This window comes from Ructibacterium gallinarum (genome assembly GCF_014982785.1).
GTDB classification, from domain to species: domain Bacteria; phylum Bacillota; class Clostridia; order Monoglobales; family Monoglobaceae; genus Ructibacterium; species Ructibacterium gallinarum.
The window spans coordinates 42869-60275 of the sequence record NZ_JADCKB010000020.1 but is presented as its reverse complement, the minus strand read 5'-3'; the positions used below and the strand labels follow the sequence as shown (position 1 = coordinate 60275).

The 17407-nt window shown below is 41.0% G+C and carries 13 protein-coding genes and 1 pseudogene; 12 read left to right on the top strand and 2 right to left on the bottom strand.

The window, feature by feature from the left end:
- From INF28_RS09565 to INF28_RS13085, 3 genes and pseudogenes are all read left to right on the top strand, one after another.
- The coding region (locus INF28_RS09565) for an IS3 family transposase (RefSeq protein WP_226393249.1) at positions 1 to 100 on the top strand (100 nt) is incomplete at its 5' end.
- A gap of 266 nt (positions 101 to 366) precedes the next feature.
- Positions 367 to 552 carry a hypothetical protein gene (locus INF28_RS13090; RefSeq protein ID WP_404815159.1) on the top strand — a complete coding sequence of 62 codons (186 nt, stop codon included), beginning with the start codon at positions 367 to 369 and terminating at the stop codon, positions 550 to 552.
- Positions 553 to 827: 275 nt separating this feature from the next.
- Positions 828 to 1219 (top strand): annotated as a pseudogene (locus tag INF28_RS13085) (ATP-binding cassette domain-containing protein); the annotation flags it as partial.
- A 42-nt stretch (positions 1220 to 1261) separates the two neighbouring features.
- On the opposite strand, the gene INF28_RS09555 reads toward INF28_RS13085, so the two are convergent.
- Positions 1262 to 3622, bottom strand: coding sequence for a glycoside hydrolase family 2 TIM barrel-domain containing protein (locus INF28_RS09555; protein ID WP_226393247.1), 2361 nt, complete (start codon positions 3620 to 3622; stop codon positions 1262 to 1264).
- A gap of 142 nt (positions 3623 to 3764) precedes the next feature.
- On the opposite strand from INF28_RS09555, the gene INF28_RS09550 reads away from it, so the two are divergent.
- Entirely contained in the window at positions 3765 to 4610 is an 846-nt protein-coding gene (locus tag INF28_RS09550) for an AraC family transcriptional regulator (RefSeq protein ID WP_226393246.1), read from the top strand.
- Positions 4611 to 4852: 242 nt separating this feature from the next.
- Here the strand turns inward: INF28_RS09550 and INF28_RS09545 are convergent, their stop codons facing one another.
- Positions 4853 to 6847: a glycoside hydrolase family 36 protein gene (locus INF28_RS09545; protein WP_226393245.1), complete on the bottom strand. Its 1995-nt coding sequence runs from the start codon at positions 6845 to 6847 to the stop codon at positions 4853 to 4855.
- Positions 6848 to 7295: 448 nt separating this feature from the next.
- Between INF28_RS09545 and INF28_RS09540 the strand changes: the two genes are divergently transcribed.
- From INF28_RS09540 to INF28_RS09505, 8 genes are read left to right on the top strand one after another with little or no spacing between them, the layout of a single operon-like run.
- The gene (locus INF28_RS09540; protein ID WP_226393244.1) at positions 7296 to 9320 is read left to right on the top strand and encodes a glycyl radical enzyme domain-containing protein; all 2025 of its coding nucleotides are present in this window, start codon (positions 7296 to 7298) and stop codon (positions 9318 to 9320) included.
- Positions 9321 to 9983 (top strand): deoxyribose-phosphate aldolase, encoded by a 663-nt coding sequence (gene deoC / locus INF28_RS09535; protein ID WP_226393243.1) that lies wholly within the window; start codon positions 9321 to 9323, stop codon positions 9981 to 9983.
- A 31-nt stretch (positions 9984 to 10014) separates the two neighbouring features.
- A complete protein-coding gene (locus tag INF28_RS09530) occupies positions 10015 to 10896 on the top strand; it encodes a family 43 glycosylhydrolase (protein ID WP_226393242.1) in 882 nt (293 codons plus the stop codon).
- Positions 10889 to 11953 carry a zinc-dependent alcohol dehydrogenase gene (locus INF28_RS09525; protein WP_226393241.1) on the top strand — a complete coding sequence of 355 codons (1065 nt, stop codon included), beginning with the start codon at positions 10889 to 10891 and terminating at the stop codon, positions 11951 to 11953. Before INF28_RS09530 ends, INF28_RS09525 begins: the two co-directional genes overlap by 8 nt.
- Before the next feature lie 11 nt (positions 11954 to 11964).
- Positions 11965 to 13473, top strand: a complete 1509-nt coding sequence (gene xylB / locus INF28_RS09520) for a xylulokinase (protein WP_226393240.1) — start codon at positions 11965 to 11967, stop codon at positions 13471 to 13473.
- Positions 13474 to 13487: 14 nt separating this feature from the next.
- Positions 13488 to 14477, top strand: a complete 990-nt coding sequence (locus tag INF28_RS09515) for an SMP-30/gluconolactonase/LRE family protein (protein WP_226393239.1) — start codon at positions 13488 to 13490, stop codon at positions 14475 to 14477.
- A 1-nt stretch (position 14478) separates the two neighbouring features.
- A complete protein-coding gene (locus INF28_RS09510) occupies positions 14479 to 16485 on the top strand; it encodes a pyruvate formate lyase family protein (protein WP_226393238.1) in 2007 nt (668 codons plus the stop codon).
- A 9-nt stretch (positions 16486 to 16494) separates the two neighbouring features.
- Positions 16495 to 17388 carry a glycyl-radical enzyme activating protein gene (locus INF28_RS09505; RefSeq protein ID WP_226393237.1) on the top strand — a complete coding sequence of 298 codons (894 nt, stop codon included), beginning with the start codon at positions 16495 to 16497 and terminating at the stop codon, positions 17386 to 17388.
- Positions 17389 to 17407: the final 19 nt, after the last annotated feature.

Here is a 17407-nt window from a genome sequence, read left to right as displayed (position 1 = left end):
TAATCATTATATCAACTGGTATAACACAAAACGAATCAAACAGTCATTGGGATATATGAGTCCGGTAGAGTACAGACATAGTCTTGGATTAGCTATATAAACAGTCCAAGATTATGTCCGCATACCCGGGTGTGAAGTTTTTTCTGTAAATTATATATGAGCATAGCCACATTTTATCGGAAATTAAGGGGATATAGATACATAATGTAAAATCACTACATTCATGCTCCACGGAAAGATAAATTCCGCCGACCTGATTGCATATTTGCTCTATATCCAAACGCTTATAGCGTCCATACGCAAGATAGTGGAGTTCACCGATCAGTCCAGCGCATCATAATGGGCATAGAAAGATTTTTTGAGATTATGGACGAGCCTGTGGAAATTGCTGATGCGCCCGATGCAGAGGAGCTTGGCTGTGCGGTCGGTAAAATAGACTTTGATAATGTCAGCTTTCGTTACAACGACAACGGCAATTATGTTTTGAGCCATTTTAGTCTTCATGTCAGTCCGGGCGAAAACATTGCGGTTGTCGGTCCGTCCGGCGGCTGAAAAACCACACTCTGCAACCTTATACCGAGGTTTTACGACCTGACAGACGGCACAACCCGTGTTAACGGTCACGATATAAAAAAGCTTACATTAAGCTCCGTGATAATATAGGCATGGTGCAGCAAGATGTCTACCTGTTCAGCGGCACGGTATATGAAAACATCAGCTACGGCAAACCGAACGCGGCACGCGATGAGGTTGTTGCCGCCGCATAGGAAGCGAGCGCGCATAAGTTCATATGCGGACTTGAAAACGGCTATGACACATATGTCGGCGAACGCGAACTAAAGTTGTCGGGAGGACAAAAGCAATGTATCTCAATCGCACGGCTGTTCCTTAAAAATTCGCCGATTCTCATTCTTGGCGAGGCTACCTCCGCACTGGACAACGAAAGCGAGCTTATTGTTCAGGGCTCGCCTGAATGTATTTCAAAGGGTAGGACTACGTTTACCATTGCGCACCGTCTTACCACAATCCGCAACACAACGCGCATAACCGTGCTTACAACCGACGGGATAGCGGAGGAAGTCACGCGCACGCCTAGCTTATAGCAAAGGGTGGCGAATATGCAAAGCTATATTCGCTTTACAGTACGCTGCAGAAAACAACCAGACACGAAACAGGGAGAGTAAAAGGTGACTTTTTACTCTCCCTGTGTTTTTTGTAAGATAGAAAAAATAATTTTTTGCAGTTTGAATTTTTTTACCTTCTATTTAATTACTTTAACTATATTTCCGACGCCGCCTTTCAGACCTTCTGCGGTTATGCGGATTTTCAAATCGCCCTCTTTGCTGCTGCGGGCAATCGCAATAGCTCTGCCCTCGTAGGTATGGCAGACGGCTGAGCCGTAGCGGTCGTCATTCTTCGGGTTTCCGCTGCAAATGCCGAGCAGCTCGCCGCCGTATATCTCGCATTTGATTTCGTTTTCGGCGTCGGCTATCCTGTTACCGTTTTCGTCCTCGATAGAAATGTCAAAGTAACAAAGGTCGCGGTTATCCGCAGCTATCTGCGGTTTCTCCGATACAACACGGATTTTGTATGCTTCTCCCGCGGTTTTCAGTGTAAAGCTCTTATCTTGCTTGCCACCGTTTACCGCAATCGCCGTAAGTTCGCCCTTCTCGTAGGGGATAAATGCTGTTGCTATGCCTTTTTCTGGCACCGCGCGACCTACCTCGGTGTCGTTCAGAATGAATATTACTTCATCGGCGGTAGTGTATACATCCGTTTTTACCGGTTTTCCTATGTATTCGTCGCCAAATGTCCATGTGTCGGCAACATCGTACCAGTGCCAGCCTGTTCCGCTGAAATCGTCACCGTTATGTCTTGGGTGGGTCGTGAAAATATGCGGCTCTGTGTCGCTCTTCCATATTGCCTCTCTGAAATACGATTGCGGTCTGCGGTAGCCGCACAGGTCAAAGTCGCCCTGATAGCAGCTCCTCCACGGAAAGTTGCCGAACGAGATAGTATCGACAAAGCCTTCTTCCGCCCATTCATAGCGACCTGTGCCGACCTCGCCGAGATTATCGTATGCCGTCCATGTGAAATCACCTATGACATTTGGATTTTCAAGCACAGCCTTCCACGAATCGTAGAAGTTGATTGCGTGAGTTTCCGAGCCCCATATCACGCGGTCGGGGTATTCGCCCGCATCGTTTGCGTATCTTTCAAATAGATAGTTATATCCCACAATGTCAAGCGGTTTCATATATGCTTCCGTACGCTTTCCCCAAGAGGACTCGACCGTGCCGCTTCCTACGTCGTCAAAGCCGCCCATTCTTGCGACTTTGTAGTCCACAGGCGCGTCCTTGTCGATTCCGAACCATATGCCGCAAACTCCGGATGTGACAGGTCTTGTGCTATCGTACTCTCTTATTGCGTTTGCCAGCTTTTCCGACCACTCCGCGCCGTCCGAGCTCCCGTCGCGCTCCGGGATTTCGTTTCCGATTGAGTAGGAAATCACGCACGGGTGATTTCTGTCGCGTAGCACCATGTAGCTTATATCTCTCTGCCACCAGTCACGGAACCACAGACTGTAGTCTAGGTTTGATTTCGGTATATTCCACATATCAAACGCCTCGTCCATAACCAACATTCCATGCCTGTCGCAGACCTCCAAAAGTGTAAGCGACGGCGGATTGTGCGCGATTCTTACCGCGTTGTAGCCGACGCTTTTAAGCAGGCTGATTTTGCGGTGTATCGCCGCGGGGAACTCCGCGCTGCCGAGGACTCCGTGGTCATGGTGAATACAGCCGCCGCGGAGCTTTGTCGGCTCGCCGTTCAGAAGGAACCCGTTTTTCGCATCAAACGAAATTGTGCGTATACCGAAGGTTACCTCCGCAGTGTCCTCAATTTGACCGTTTGCCCATACCTCGGTACAAAGCGTGTACAGATACGGCGTGTCACAGCTCCACAACTTTGGATTTTTTATATCAAGGCATACATTGCAGCCGTTTTTACCCGCCTTTGCACCAAGGTCAACGCTCTTTTCCGCAACGCATATGCCGTCTGCGTCAAGAGCCTTAACCGTTAATGCCACATCGCAGTCAAAATCCGCACTGACGGTTATGTTCGCATTGATTGCCGCGCTGTCGCCGCGCAGCTCCTTTGTGGTTACAAACATATCCCACGGCTCAATCCTTACGCTGCCGCCCGTCCACAAATAAACATCGCGGTAAACGCCCGAGCCGGAGTACCAGCGTGATGACGGCTGAAGGTGCGATACATCGATGCTGAGCTTGTTGCTCATGCCGCGCCATGCCTTGTCCGACAGGTCAACGAGGTACGGCGTATATCCGTACGGGTGCATATCCAGAAGGTTATCGTTAAGATAAATCCTTGCGCACATATACGCGCCGTCAATATCGAGAATAATGTGCTTTTCGTCCCCGAATTTCATATACTTTGTATAGGATCCCCTTGTCCCGGTAAAAAAGCCTATGCTCGGACCGCCGGGTGAGGCGGCGTCTCTTTTAAGACCTATCACATAATCGTGAGGAATGTCAATGATTTGTTTTCCCTGAATCTCAGGACACGAAAATGTCCAGTCCTTTGAAATACATACCTTTTTCATTTGTTAAAACATCTCCTACAATAAATTTTTATGCCACTTGACTTTGTATTTATATTATGATATAACTATATCATATAAATAAAGACTTATCAATATAATTATTGTTGAAATTATATAATTATATTATCAGAACGGAGGAACTATGAAAACCTATACTTTTAATGCCAAAAAACTGTTTCCGATATATCCGGTTACTGTGGGATTTAATTTTGAGCAGGATGATATAAACCGCCCTCTTGGTGTTGATATGGAGCAGATTTTTGTCGTTTCGGGCGGGATCGGCAGTATAAGCATTGACGGCAGCCGCTCTGCGCTTGAACGCGGGGATATGTTCTTTCTGTCAAAGGGTGTGGCACATTCATACAGCGGAGATGCCGATTTCAGGACCACATTTCTCGGTTTTGACGGTGAGCTGTGCCACAGTATTTTTGAGCATTACGGAGTAAAAAGCAGCAGTGTGTACAAGGGCAAAAACTTTGAACTGTCCCTGCTGCAAATAAAGGAGCTTTACGACGGAACGGAGAGTATGACGGACTCTGCGCTGCTTTCCGCGAACACATACCGTACAGTGGCAGCGTTTTTTGTCGAGGCTCTGAAAAAGGAGCGAACGCCGACCGAGCTTGTGCGCGATTATATAGAGGCAAGTTTCGGCAAGCCGCTGACGCTTGCCGACATTATGGAGTTTTATCCGTATTCCAAAGCAAAGCTGTGCCGTGATTTTTCAGCAAGGTACGGAATAACAATATTTGAAATGCTCACAAAGATACGCCTGGATCATGCAAGGACAATGCTTAAAATCGACCCGTGCATGAAGCTGAAAGCGGTTGCCGCGGCGTGCGGCTTTAACGATACAAGCTATTTTTGCAAAATGTACAAGCGTGTGTACGGAAGAACTCCCGACAGCGAGCGGCAGCGCCGCGGGTTTGAACATAAAGTGGATAAAACATCAACAAAGCGAAATGAAGTAACAAAAGCAAATAATAGTTAAAAGGGCATAGCAAACAAAACTAACGGCGATGGTCAAAAATAATTGGTTAAAAAGTTGTTAGGCAAGTCGTTTTAGAGTTTTCACGCGTTGCGATAAGAAACATCTTTCTTAGTGATAACAGCAGTTAACAGTAACCTTATTCCAATTTGGAACAAGGTTACATTGAAGTTAAACTTTTAGCTAATAAACTCAAAACATGATAATATGAGAGAGCTTGCGGTTAAGCGTTGAAATGTATATGACTAACTGTATATAATCATACAGGCTGACATTTTGTCCAGCGATATTTCCAATTCATTTTCAAGAGGTATAACTTTTGTATTTAGCGGATAAACCGATTTTACCGAACCTCCGCTTATGTTGATAGCCGTTTTGGTTGCTTTATCCGAACAATTCCACAAAATAATATACTTTTTATCACCGGAGTCATATCCAACGCATCTTAAAGGATTATTATATGATGATATTCCGAGCGGAAAAAACGGTATGGAAATTTTTATATCATCTCTGATTTCCTTGTAGAGCGAAACAGCGGTTTTAACGGTGGCAAGCTGCTCTGAACTAAGCTTCATTACTTCGCCGCTGATATACATACAGTTTCGCATAGAGTTCAGCATATTAAATATAATACCGTTTGTATCCTGGCACGCTAACGGGTATGACCAAACTCCGGCTTGTTCGGGCAACAAACCGATGGGCGAGTTGGCAGACACAAGGGAAGTATCGATATAATTCTCCTGATCCGATGTTGATTGCAGATGGAATACGGAAAGAGTAGAATAATCCATACGCATTCCGCCGCTGGCACAGCTTTCGATGATTATTTCGGGGTACTTGTCCATTATTGAGCGAACCCAGTTAAGCATAGCTTTGCCGTGTTCGGACAGTCCGTCGCCAAAGCTGTCGGAATTAAGCTCGGTGCCAACACCTGCGTCAATGTTATAATCAAACTTGAAAAACTTTATATTATAGTCGTTTACCAATCTGTCTACAACAGATGAAAGATATTCGGTAACCCTTTTGTTTCTAAAGTCAAATTGGTAACGGTTACGGTGTATAACTCGCTTGCCGTGACGCATGAAGAAACAGTCGTCGGAGAAAGACGCTGCAACAGGGCAGTGGATCCCCATGACTTCGGGTTCTAACCATATTCCGGGACGCATACCTTTTTCAATAATATAATTGAAAACCTCTTTGAGCTTTCCGTGAAAGCGCGCGCGGGATTCTTTCCATTCGCCGACTCCGTCCCACCAAGAACCATCGCTAAACCAACCGCCGTCAACGCAATAGTATTCCGCTCCTATTTCTGCGGCTGCATCAATGCATGGAATTTCCTTTTCGTATGTTGGTTCCGCCATAAGACAGTTGTTAAAGTCGTTAAATATAACCGGCTGCTTCAGAAAGGCGCTGTTTTTGCCCTTTATTATACGTCGATATTTAGTAATATCCGCAATAACTTCGTTAAAATCTTTGCCGAACGCAACGGTGGATTTAACGCTGCTGAAGGTTTGACCCGGCGTAAGCGTTTTGTGCCAGCCGGTTTCGTCGGAAGGTCCGGAAAGCGACAAATATAGCTCTCCGCAGTCGGCAATTTCCCATTCCCACGAGGTGTTGCTTTCTATTTGCCAAAACATACCGTCAATATATCCGACCGGGAGGTAATCTTTTGTGGATTGTGTTCCGATATTTGATATAAAAATTCTTTTACTTGGCATTCCGTGCGATTTCTTAACTAACCCTAAATCTGCAGGAGAGAAGAAATGCGCGTCAGATTCAGAACACCAACCGTTGTTAACCAACATAATTTTTTCAGGATATTCAATATTGCTCAGGTGAAAGGAGGTAATGTATAAAAGCAACCGATTGCTTTGACTGATATTTTTTACTTCGGTATATGTTTGCAATGCGTTTATTCCGCTAAAAAACTGATAATGTAAAGTGACCTCAAGGTCTTTGCCGCTTAAAACAATTTCAAGTTTTTTGCCGAACTTATTTTGATATTCGTTGTGAGAGCTATAGATATAGCTTTCGCTTTCACTTCCAAATTTTTTGCCCAAAAATCCGTGTCCCGGAACGGTTCCAATGTGAAAAGCGGGCTTAAATTGGTCATTGCTGTTGTCGCTGCCCGCAGCATTCGGATAATTTTCGGTAAGCCCCATATAATCAAGGCAAAATTGATTTTTTGAATTGGTTAAAAAACGTATGGTCAAACCGTTTTCGTTGATTGTTAAATTCATTTGAACACCTCGCATTCTAAGCATTATCGATAATGATTTAACAATTATATAGTAAGTTTAGACTTTTGTCAATAGGTAAAATTTTTGAGTTTCCCCATTTTTTCATCAGCAGCATCGGCTCTTTGTCAAAACCATAACATACAACTAAATTAATGCAATATCTCCTTTGTGGTTTTGTTCAACTGCATTATATCACATTCGGAGTCATATTGCATTATTTTTTGCTCTGATTTCAAATTTTAATTCCTTGTTTTTCGCTTTGTTATGCCGTTTTCAAGACTTCTCTCTTGATTTTTGGGGAAACTCAAAGTAAAATTGGTTTCAAAAAATTAAAATGGTTATTGACAGATAAGACATAATATGATAATATAACATTAACGATAAAGGAAAATCGGAAAGGGGTGTTTACATGGCATTGTGTGACAGCAGCGTTGAATTTTTTGTGCGGATGAATAATTATAACGATCTGAACGCGATGACGCCGGCAAAAAGGTTTGCGAAAAAATTTAGACTTGAATTGGAATCATTGGATTTGGAAATAAAGAATGATGATGAAATCATAGGTTGGTTTAAGTTTGGAAATGAGTGTTCAGATAGGATTTTGTTTGATGATGAAAAGATAGACGAGCATACAAAGGGTATTATGAATATGCCGGAAATATTCGGGAGTAAAACAAATGTTGACAAAGGACATACCCTTGTTGATTATGGTTTTATTTTGAATAACGGACTCGTGGCATACGAAAATAAGATAAATGAAAAAATAAAAAACTATCCCGAAGATGAGTATCTCGCGGCAATGAAAGATACGCTGAGGTCAATTAGGTGTTTTATGGAGCGTATGGCTTCTTTGATTGACGAGCGGATGTCACAGTGTAATTCTGAAGATGTAAAAATGTCTGCAATGAGAGATATGATTAAAAAGGTTCCGTACTACCCTGCGGATACATTTCGCGAAGCGGTTCAATCGGTGTGGATAATTCATTTTCTTTTACCTCTTGCGGAAAATGCATGGTACAGTATATCTCTTGGTAAATTTGATGAATATATGTATCCGTTTTATGCTAATTCACTTAAAAATGGAATGACTCAAGATGAAGCAAAAAAGATAATACACAATTTATATAGACTTCTAAATAGTTATGCTGATGGTGCATGTATGCTTAATATCGGTGGAGATACATATAACGAACTTTCTGAGCTTATTATAGAATGCCAGAAGGAATTTTCTATGCCTGCTCCGATATTGGGAGTGCGTATTGACAGGAATACGCCTGAGCGGATCTGGAATATGTTAATTGATGAAAAATTGTTTTCAATGGGACAACCTACATTTTACGGAGAAGAAGCATGCAAAAAAGCACTTCGGGAGAAAAGTGTAAGCGAAAAAGAAACGGATAACTTTTCAAATAATTCTTGTATGGGGATCAGCATCCCGGCTGAAGAATTTAACAGTATGTGGGGGTGCGTATTTATGGTTCCCGCAGCCCTTGAAGCCGCGCTTAATACCGGTCTACTACTAAGGCATGGATGTGAGATCCGAGTTCCGAATATAGAAGTGCCGGAGAATACAGATGAGGTGTTTGCAAACTTTGAAAAATGCGTGAAATATCTTATGGATATTTGCGTCCGGTCATATGAAGTAAAAGCAGAACTCAGTGAAAAAACAGATCCGGATTGTTTTGTATCAATTTTAACAAAGGGGTGTATAGAAAAGCGTTGCGATAGAATATCGGGAGCAAAATACCATAATGTGACCGTTGAATGCATGGGAATGGCAAATGCTGCCGACGGGATTTGTGCAATAGATAAACTGGTTTTCAGAGATAAGAAATATACTCTTGAAGAAATAAATCAAGCCGTAAAAAGTGATTTTATTGAATACAAAGAGATAAAAGACGATTTACAGTCTTGTATGAAGTATGGGGAAAACTCCGGGGCGGATGAATATGCCGTTAAGACAGCTGAAATAATGCAAAGAATTATAAGAAACTACAATCACGATAATCTGTATTTTCTACCATCACTGCATACATTAGACCATAATGTAATGTACGGCAAAACATGGGGGGCAAGTTATGATGGGCGAAGTGCGGGAAAGCCGTTTGCCAAGAATGCCGGACCTTCAAATGAAGTAAGAAAGAGTGATCCTACCTCAATGGTATTGTCGGCAATAAAGCTGCCGCAATACAAATTTTTCGGAGGGCAGCCAATTGATGTCAACTTTCAGACGGATTTGGTGCGTAATCACAAGAAAGAAATTTCGTCTTTGATTAAAGTATACTTGGAAAATGGTGGGCTGCAGTTTCAGGTGAACTCGTTATCATCAAAACTTTTACGCGAAGCAATCAGTTCCCCGGAAAAATATTCGAATTTGGTTGTCAGAATTGGCGGATTTAGCATCTATTTTAACAGCCTGTCAATTGAATCAAAAAAAGAATTTGCAGAAAGATTTGAGAAAGAAGGATTTTAGATGAAAGAGAATTTTAACAAGATATTTGATCATACAATCTTAAAGCCGTCTGCGACTTCGGAGGACTTGAAAAAGGTTTGCGATGACGCGGTTAAATACGGTTTTTGCTCTGTGGCTGTTAATACGGGCATGGTAAGTAAATGTGCAAAGTATTTGTCAGGGACGGGTGTGCCGGTTGACGCTGCCGTCGGATTTCCGCTTGGAATAACAACCGTTGAGTTAAAATCAGAAGAAACCCGCGAGGCAATCAAGAACGGTGCCGGTGAAATTGATTATGTTGTTAACATAGGCAAGGTCAAGGAAGGTGATTTTGCATATATAGAGCATGAAATGAAATCAATAGTTGAAATATGCCGGAATGCGGGTAAAACAGTAAAGGTTATATTTGAAAACTGCTATCTGAATAATGACGAAAAAATAAGGCTTTGCGAGATAGCAAAGAAGGTAAAACCCGATTTTATAAAGACATCAACGGGGTTCGGTCCGTCATCAGCAACGATAGATGATGTAAGGCTTATGAAAAAATATGTCGGCGATGATGTAAAAGTAAAAGCGGCGGGCGGAATAAGAAATCTTGAAACCTGCCTTGCAATGATTGAAGCGGGGGCAGAACGAATCGGTTGCAGTAACAGCTGCGAAATAGCTGATGAGTATAGAAAGTAATTATTAAGGCATATATTAGCGAGGATACAAAATGAGCATATGTATTATAGAAAGCAATGTTGATAGACTCAGAGATCCATTCGTGTTGGTCGAAAACGGAAAGTATTATATGTATGGAACGGATTGGATAGCATATAAGAGCAACGGAGACTTAACAAGGTGGGAAAAAATAAAAGGTGAATTGGTTATAGTGCCGCCGAATTGCGGAGGAAACAAATGGGCGCCCGAAGTGTATAGGTATAAAGGGGAATATTATATGTTTACCACATATTATTCCTTGTTGACAAAGCATAGAGGTTGTACGGTTATGAAAGCTGATTCGCCCGAGGGACCGTTTTCGGAAATAAGCGGCGGACACATAACGCCTGTTGATTGGGATAGTATAGATGGCACTTTTTTTGTAGATGACGATGGTCAACCTTGGATGGTTTTCGTACATGAGTGGACATCAACAGATGATGGTATTGGGAGAATGGCGGCAGCAAAGCTTGCGGATGATTTAACACATTTTATCTCAGAGCCAATAGAGTTGTTTCGTGCTGATTCTCCAAAATGGTCATCTAATCGTGTGACAGATGGATGTTTCATGTATACTATGTCAGATGGAAGACTGCTGATGATATGGTCTAATTTTGAAGGAGATGAAAACTATTGCGTGGGCATTGCGCATAGTAACAATGGAAAAGTTGATGGGGAGTGGATTCAGGAAGAAAATCTATTATTTTCCAAAAAGATATCTGGAAAATATGATGGCGGACATGGAATGATATTTACAGGTCTTGATGAAAAGAAGTATCTTTCTATTCATTCTCCACAAGATACATCAAATAAGATGTTGAAGGAAAAACCTGTATTTATACCAATAGTAGAAAAAAACGGCAGTATTGAATGCGAAAAAATAGTAAATGAATAAAAGTGATGTTGATAAGGAGGAAATGGAAGTGAAAAGTTATGTGGTTTATAAGGATCAGATGTGTAAAATAGTTGATGGTATGCCGATGCCGAAATATGGAGATTATGATGCGCTCGTAAAGATTGAAAGCTGCGGTGTTTGCAATGGTACTGATACAAAAATTATACACGGTAAATTTAAGGGGATTGACAAGTACCCGGTTGTACTTGGACATGAGGGTGTTGGTCGTGTTGTAAAAAAGGGCAGTAAGGTTACAAGTTTTGAAATCGGAGATTTGGTTTTAATGCCGTACTGGTCTGATGTGCCGGAAGGTTATTCGAGCGGTTGGGGTACATATTCGGAATATAACATAGTAACAGACGCAATGGCACAGGAAAAGGATGGAATTTTACCGGAGGAATTTTCATATGGTCAAAGAAAACTGCCAAAGGACTTTGATCCGGTAAGCTCGGCAATGATTATTACTTTCCGCGAGGTTTTGAGTACAATGAAGGGCTTTGGCTTTTCGGCAAATAAAAGCCTTGTCGTATTGGGACTCGGTCCGGTTGGTTTGAGCTTTGTTCAGTTTGCAAAGCTTACGGGCATGGGGCCGATCATAGCTATAGATATTTCGGATGAAAAGCTTGAGCTTGCTAAAAATCGAGGCGCGGATTTTGTTATAAACAGCAAAAACGAGGATATTGTTAAGTGCGTACGCAGTATATGTCCCGGAGGCGTTGATTTTTCACTTGATGCCGTAGGTGTAACAAGCTTTATTAATACCTCACTCGAAATTATAAAGCCGGATGCAAAGGTTTGTGTTTATGGTATTTCAGAAAATATGACAGAAACGGTAGACTGGAGTAAGTGTCCGTATAACTGGGAACTTCATTTCCATCAGTTCCCTTCAAAAAAAGCAGAGTCTGAAGCACATGATCAGATTGTAAATTGGATTCAAATGGGAATTTTAGATCCATCGGAATATGTATCACATGTATATCCGTTTGAGGATATTGATAAGGCTTTTGAAAACATTAAAAATCATGTTCCCATGATGAAAATGGTAATTAAGTTTTAAGGAATAATATTATGAAAAGATATATATTAGCACATGATTTGGGTACCTCGGGCAATAAGGCAACATTATTTGATGAAGACGGAAAACTTGTTAAAAGTGCAGTCTATCCATATGAATTGTATGTAGGGACAAATAACAGTGCGGAACAGAATGCAGATGATTGGTGGGAGGCTGTATGCGAAACATCAAGGCAACTTGCGGTAGAGGTTGGGAATAAAAATATAGCAGTTGTGTCATTCAGTGGACAAATGATGGGCTGTCTTTGCGTGGATAAATGTGGAAAACCGCTGCGTAATGCGATGATTTGGGCAGATATGCGTACAACTAAGCAGGCGGATTACATAAAGAAGCACATGGATGAAAAAGAATTTTATAAATTAACCGGACACCGTTTGAGCGCTTCATATAGTCTTACTAAGCTTATGTGGATTAGGGATAACCAGCCGAAAATCTATGAAAATACATATAAGATGCTTAACGCAAAGGATTATATAATCTACAAATTGACAGGTAGTTTTGTAACTGAACCATCAGATGCGTCATCAACCTGCATGCTTGATTTGAATACTCTTATGTGGTCGGATGATATTATGAGAGTCAGCGGTCTGGATAAAGATAAATTGCCGGATATAATAAGCTCGGTCGCAATAGCCGGCAGAGTTTCAAGTCGGGCAGCAAAGGAAACAGGCCTTGCGGAAGGAACGGCAGTTGTTTGTGGAGGTGGAGATGGTTGTTGCGCGGCAGTAGGAAGCGGAATTGTTCAGGCGGGGGTAGCTAACTGCTGTCTTGGCACATCATCATGGATATCCGTTGCATCTAAAATACCGATTTACGCCGAAAATATGGAAACATTTAATTTTGCCCACATTGTTCCGGGGTATATTTTGCCATGCGGAACAATGCAGACCGGAGGCGGAGCACTTGGTTGGGCGGTTAAAAACATGTATAGTGGAATTAACGATCAAACCGATTTAGACAATGCTATATACGAAACTATGCAAAATGAAGTTGAATGTTCTTCTGTCGGAGCGAATGGAGTATTGTTTCTGCCGTATCTTATAGGGGAGCGAAGTCCGCGCTGGAATACTAAAGCAAAAGGTGTTTTTAGCGGACTAACTCTAAATAGTAAACGCGGAGACATGATGCGGGCTGTTATGGAAGGTGTAGGCTATAATCTCGATATTATATTGAATATCTTTAAGAACAACGGAGCGAGAATAGATGAACTGATTTTAATCGGCGGCGGTGCAAGAAATAAAATATGGCAAAAAATATTGTGTGATATTTTCAATGCGCCTGTTATAGTGCCAAATTACCTTGAGGAAGCAACTTCTATGGGAGCTGCAGTAGCGGGCGGAGTAGGGGTTGGTATGTTTGAAGATTTTAATGCGATAAGCAAATTTATAGATATAAACGAAAAGAATATACCGGATTTAACAAATGCTCATATTTATTCAAAAATGAAGGAGTTATTTGAGAATACCTATCAAGCGTTAAACGAGATATTTGAAAAAATGTAAGGAGAGTGCCTAAAATGAAAAAATCAACATTATTTGCAAAATTACCTGATTATGTTTCAACTCCGGATGGCATGGCAATTGATAAGGAAGGCAATCTTATACTTGCGTGTCCGAACTATGCTATTCCTGATATGCCGGGTTGCATACTGAAAATTGACAAGGATAAAAATATAAAAAAGTGGTTTGATGTGCCTGCTTGTGAGGAAACAGGAGTGGCGAGACCTATGGGAATTGCTTTTGGTCCTGACGGAGATTTATATATATGCGACAATCAGGGATGGAGCGGTCAGACGGAGTTAGTGAGAAAAGGCAGAATTTTGCGTGTAAGACTTGACAATGACAGAATAGTAAAAACAACTGTTGTGGCAAGAAATATGGAGCATCCCAATGGTATGAGGATTAAGGATGGTTATATATATGTGACACAAAGCACAATGGAGCTTGTAAAGCACCCATCGGGGAAACTGGTTAGTTGTGTATATAGGTTCAAACTTGATGATGAAAACATAAATGTTACAAATACACTGGAAGATAAAAACATTCTGACAACTTTTATTACGCATAATCCTGATGATCAATATGGCGTCGATGGTATAGTTTTTGATCATAACGGAGATTTGCTAATCGGAAATTTTGGGGACGGAGCTATATACAGGATAAAGTTCAACAATGATTTATCGGTAAAGTCGAATGAGATATGGGCGCAGGACCCCGAAAATCTGGTAAGTACGGACGGTATGATCCTTGACGATGACGGCAACATATATATTGCTGATTTTTGCGCAAATGCGATTGTAAAGGTATTGCCTGATGGGACGGTAACAAAGCTTGCGCAAAACGGAGATACGGACGGATTTAACGGCGAACTTGACGAGCCGGGCGAACCGATTATATGGAACGGTAAGCTGATCGTTTCCTGCTTTGATACCGTCACGAACGATATAGTGATAAATACTGCGCATGAGCTTCCGGCGACGCTTGCGCAAATTGATTTGAGGGATTAGAATGTCAAAATTAGACAGATTGAAGGAACTTGTGTTTGAAAGCGACAATGAGGCTTGCTTCATTGAGCGGGAGAGAATACTGAACAGATTGGAAACAGAGTTTTCGGATTATAATGAGCCTGACAGATACGCGCGTATATTTTCTGAACTGATGTCGGAGGTGTCTGTACCGATATATGACTGTGATTATTTTGCGGGTCGGGTACCGGAGGCAGAACCGGATCAAGGAATGAATGCGCCGAACAGGTTGCTTTGTTCAACCGGACATATGAACTTTGACTATGAAACGCTCCTTAATAGTGGACTGAAAGGAATACTTGCGTCTATAAAACATAGTGCGGAAGAAAAAGGAGATACGCAATCAAAGATTTTTGCGATGAATGCGGAGATAGTGGTTGAAGCCATCCGCAATTATGCTGCGAGATATTCTGCAGAAGCGAAAAGACTCGGACGAATGGAAATGGCAAAGGCGCTGGAAGTGGTCCCATACGAGCCGGCTTATGACTTTTATTCGGCGTTGCAAAGTATATGGATCATACATATGATAGCAAGTTGTTATGTTGGAAACCGCGATTATGCTTTTGGAAGATTTGATGAGTATATGCATCCGTTTTATACGCATGCAAAAGAGAACGGAATGTCCAATGACAAAATCTGCGAGCTTTTATCAGGATTTTTTATAAAAACAAATGAAATATGTGGTAGAGGAACATGGAATTATAAAGAAAAACCGGTTTTATGTCAGGCGTCTAAACAGTATATCAATATAGGCGGCGAAACACCTAATGAGTTTTCAAGGGTTGTGCTGAAAGCGGCGGTTATGAATAACATGGCTCAACCGCAGATTACCGTATTATTAAAATCAAATGCTGATGAGGTATTTTTGGAAGAAGTGTTTAAGGCGATGAGCGTGCTGACAGATAAATTGCATGTATATAATTATAACTTAGTTCTAAATACGCTTCTGAAAAAAGGTATTCCATACAATGTTGCTAAAGAGTTTACTTATTCAGCATGCTGCACATTTGATTTGAATTATCATTCGTATCGTTTGGAATATTTTGTGCCGGTGCTTCAGTTGTTTTTGAAGATATTAAAAGAAAATGAGTATTCCAATATAGACGATATAAAGAGGGCATTGAAAACAGCTATACGAGATGATATTCAAAGTGATATATCAGAAAAAGAGTGTTCGTTTTCTGATATGGAATTTGCCAGAAAATATTTTGTTCTGGATGGTCTTTTTCTTACAGATACAGCTGAGGAGAGTAGATATCCTTGTGATGGCAACTCAAAATATGTGGTGTTTAATGTATTTTGCCCAGGAATTGCAACATTGGGAGATTCACTTATGGTGCTTGATAAACTTGTTTTTAGGGAAAAACGGTATACTTATGCTGATTTTATAGGTATATTAGATAGTAATTTTGAAAACAAGGATGAGCTTTGTTGTGAGATAAAGAGTTATACGAAATTCGGTAATGATACAGATATGGACGAATACACTGCTGAAGCAGGGAAGGTTTTTCTTGATGCAGTAGATATGCTTGACCTGAAAGATAACTACTATGTAATAGGCGGATTTTATTCACTAGAAAGAGAGAATGTATGGAAGGTTGGAGCGACACCTGACGGAAGGAAAGACGGCGAGGTATTCAGCGAAAACCAATCGCCAACATACGGAGCAGATAAAAACGGAATAACCGCATTGTTGAAAAGTTTGTCAAAACTTCCGTTTGACAGGACAGCAACAGGAGGATTAAATATTACTTTTTCTCGAAGTGTATCGCCCGAAATTCTGAAGGCACTTACTATATCATATTTTGAACTTGGCGGATTACATATAGGGATAAGTGTTGTTAATTCGGAGGAATTAAAAGATGCCATGAAAAATCCGGACAGGTACAAAAGCCTTACGGTGAGGATGTATGGTTTCAGCGAGTATTTTATAAGTCTGCCCAAGTGGCAGCAGATTGCGATTATAAACCGCACACAATATAAAGCATAGGGTGATTTTATGAACGGAACAGTTTTCAACATACAAAGATTTTGTGTAAATGATGGTCCCGGGATACGGACAACGGTATTTTTGAAGGGGTGTCCTTTGAAGTGTGTATGGTGTCATAATCCGGAATCTCATAAAGCTGAACCTGAACTTATGTTTTATAAGAATAAGTGCGTAAATTGCGGCAGATGCGTTGTAATGTGTAAGTCCGGTTGTCATAGTCTTTGCAACAGCAGTCATATATTTGATCGACATAAGTGTATAAAGTGTTTTGAGTGTACTAAAACAAATTGTAATGCGTTAGAAAAGGTTGGACACGAAATCTCATCTGATGATATAATCACAGAAGTCATGAAAGATAAAATCTTTTATGATAATTCCGGCGGCGGAATAACTGTTTCCGGCGGCGAACCACTTTTTCAATTTGATTTTTTATTGGACATATTAAAAAAAGCGAAAGCACACGGATTACATACTATAATCGAAACTTGTGGTTTTACAACGCAAATTAGAATAAAGCAAATTTCAGAATATGTAGATTTGTTTTTGTTTGATTATAAGGAAACTGACGCAAAATTACATAAAGAATTTACCGGTTTTGATAATATTATTATACTGAATAACTTAAAAACCTTGAATTCAATGGGAAAAAGTATTATTCTTCGATGTCCGATTATTCCGGGATACAATGACCGGGAGGAACACTTTAACGGAATAGCTAATATTGCTGACAGTATGGAAAACATTGTGCATATTGAAATTGAGCCATATCATTCTTTAGGAAGTGCAAAATATGATTCCTTGGGTATGAATGAGAGAAAAATCACATTGCCTGATGAGAACGATAAGAAAATATGGCTTGCAAAGATTTGTGCAGGAACAAGGAAAAAGGTTTTACTTGCTTAATTTCTTTCTTGAAAAGCAC

Coding starts and splice junctions, on each gene's coding strand:
- INF28_RS13090 (WP_404815159.1), top strand. CDS start 367: ATGGACGAGCCTGTGGAAATTGCTGATGCGCCCGATGCAGAGGAGCTT.
- INF28_RS09555 (WP_226393247.1), bottom strand. CDS start 3,622: ATGAAAAAGGTATGTATTTCAAAGGACTGGACATTTTCGTGTCCTGAG.
- INF28_RS09550 (WP_226393246.1), top strand. CDS start 3,765: ATGAAAACCTATACTTTTAATGCCAAAAAACTGTTTCCGATATATCCG.
- INF28_RS09545 (WP_226393245.1), bottom strand. CDS start 6,847: ATGAATTTAACAATCAACGAAAACGGTTTGACCATACGTTTTTTAACC.
- INF28_RS09540 (WP_226393244.1), top strand. CDS start 7,296: ATGAATAATTATAACGATCTGAACGCGATGACGCCGGCAAAAAGGTTT.
- deoC (WP_226393243.1), top strand. CDS start 9,321: ATGAAAGAGAATTTTAACAAGATATTTGATCATACAATCTTAAAGCCG.
- INF28_RS09530 (WP_226393242.1), top strand. CDS start 10,015: ATGAGCATATGTATTATAGAAAGCAATGTTGATAGACTCAGAGATCCA.
- INF28_RS09525 (WP_226393241.1), top strand. CDS start 10,889: ATGAATAAAAGTGATGTTGATAAGGAGGAAATGGAAGTGAAAAGTTAT.
- xylB (WP_226393240.1), top strand. CDS start 11,965: ATGAAAAGATATATATTAGCACATGATTTGGGTACCTCGGGCAATAAG.
- INF28_RS09515 (WP_226393239.1), top strand. CDS start 13,488: ATGAAAAAATCAACATTATTTGCAAAATTACCTGATTATGTTTCAACT.
- INF28_RS09510 (WP_226393238.1), top strand. CDS start 14,479: ATGTCAAAATTAGACAGATTGAAGGAACTTGTGTTTGAAAGCGACAAT.
- INF28_RS09505 (WP_226393237.1), top strand. CDS start 16,495: ATGAACGGAACAGTTTTCAACATACAAAGATTTTGTGTAAATGATGGT.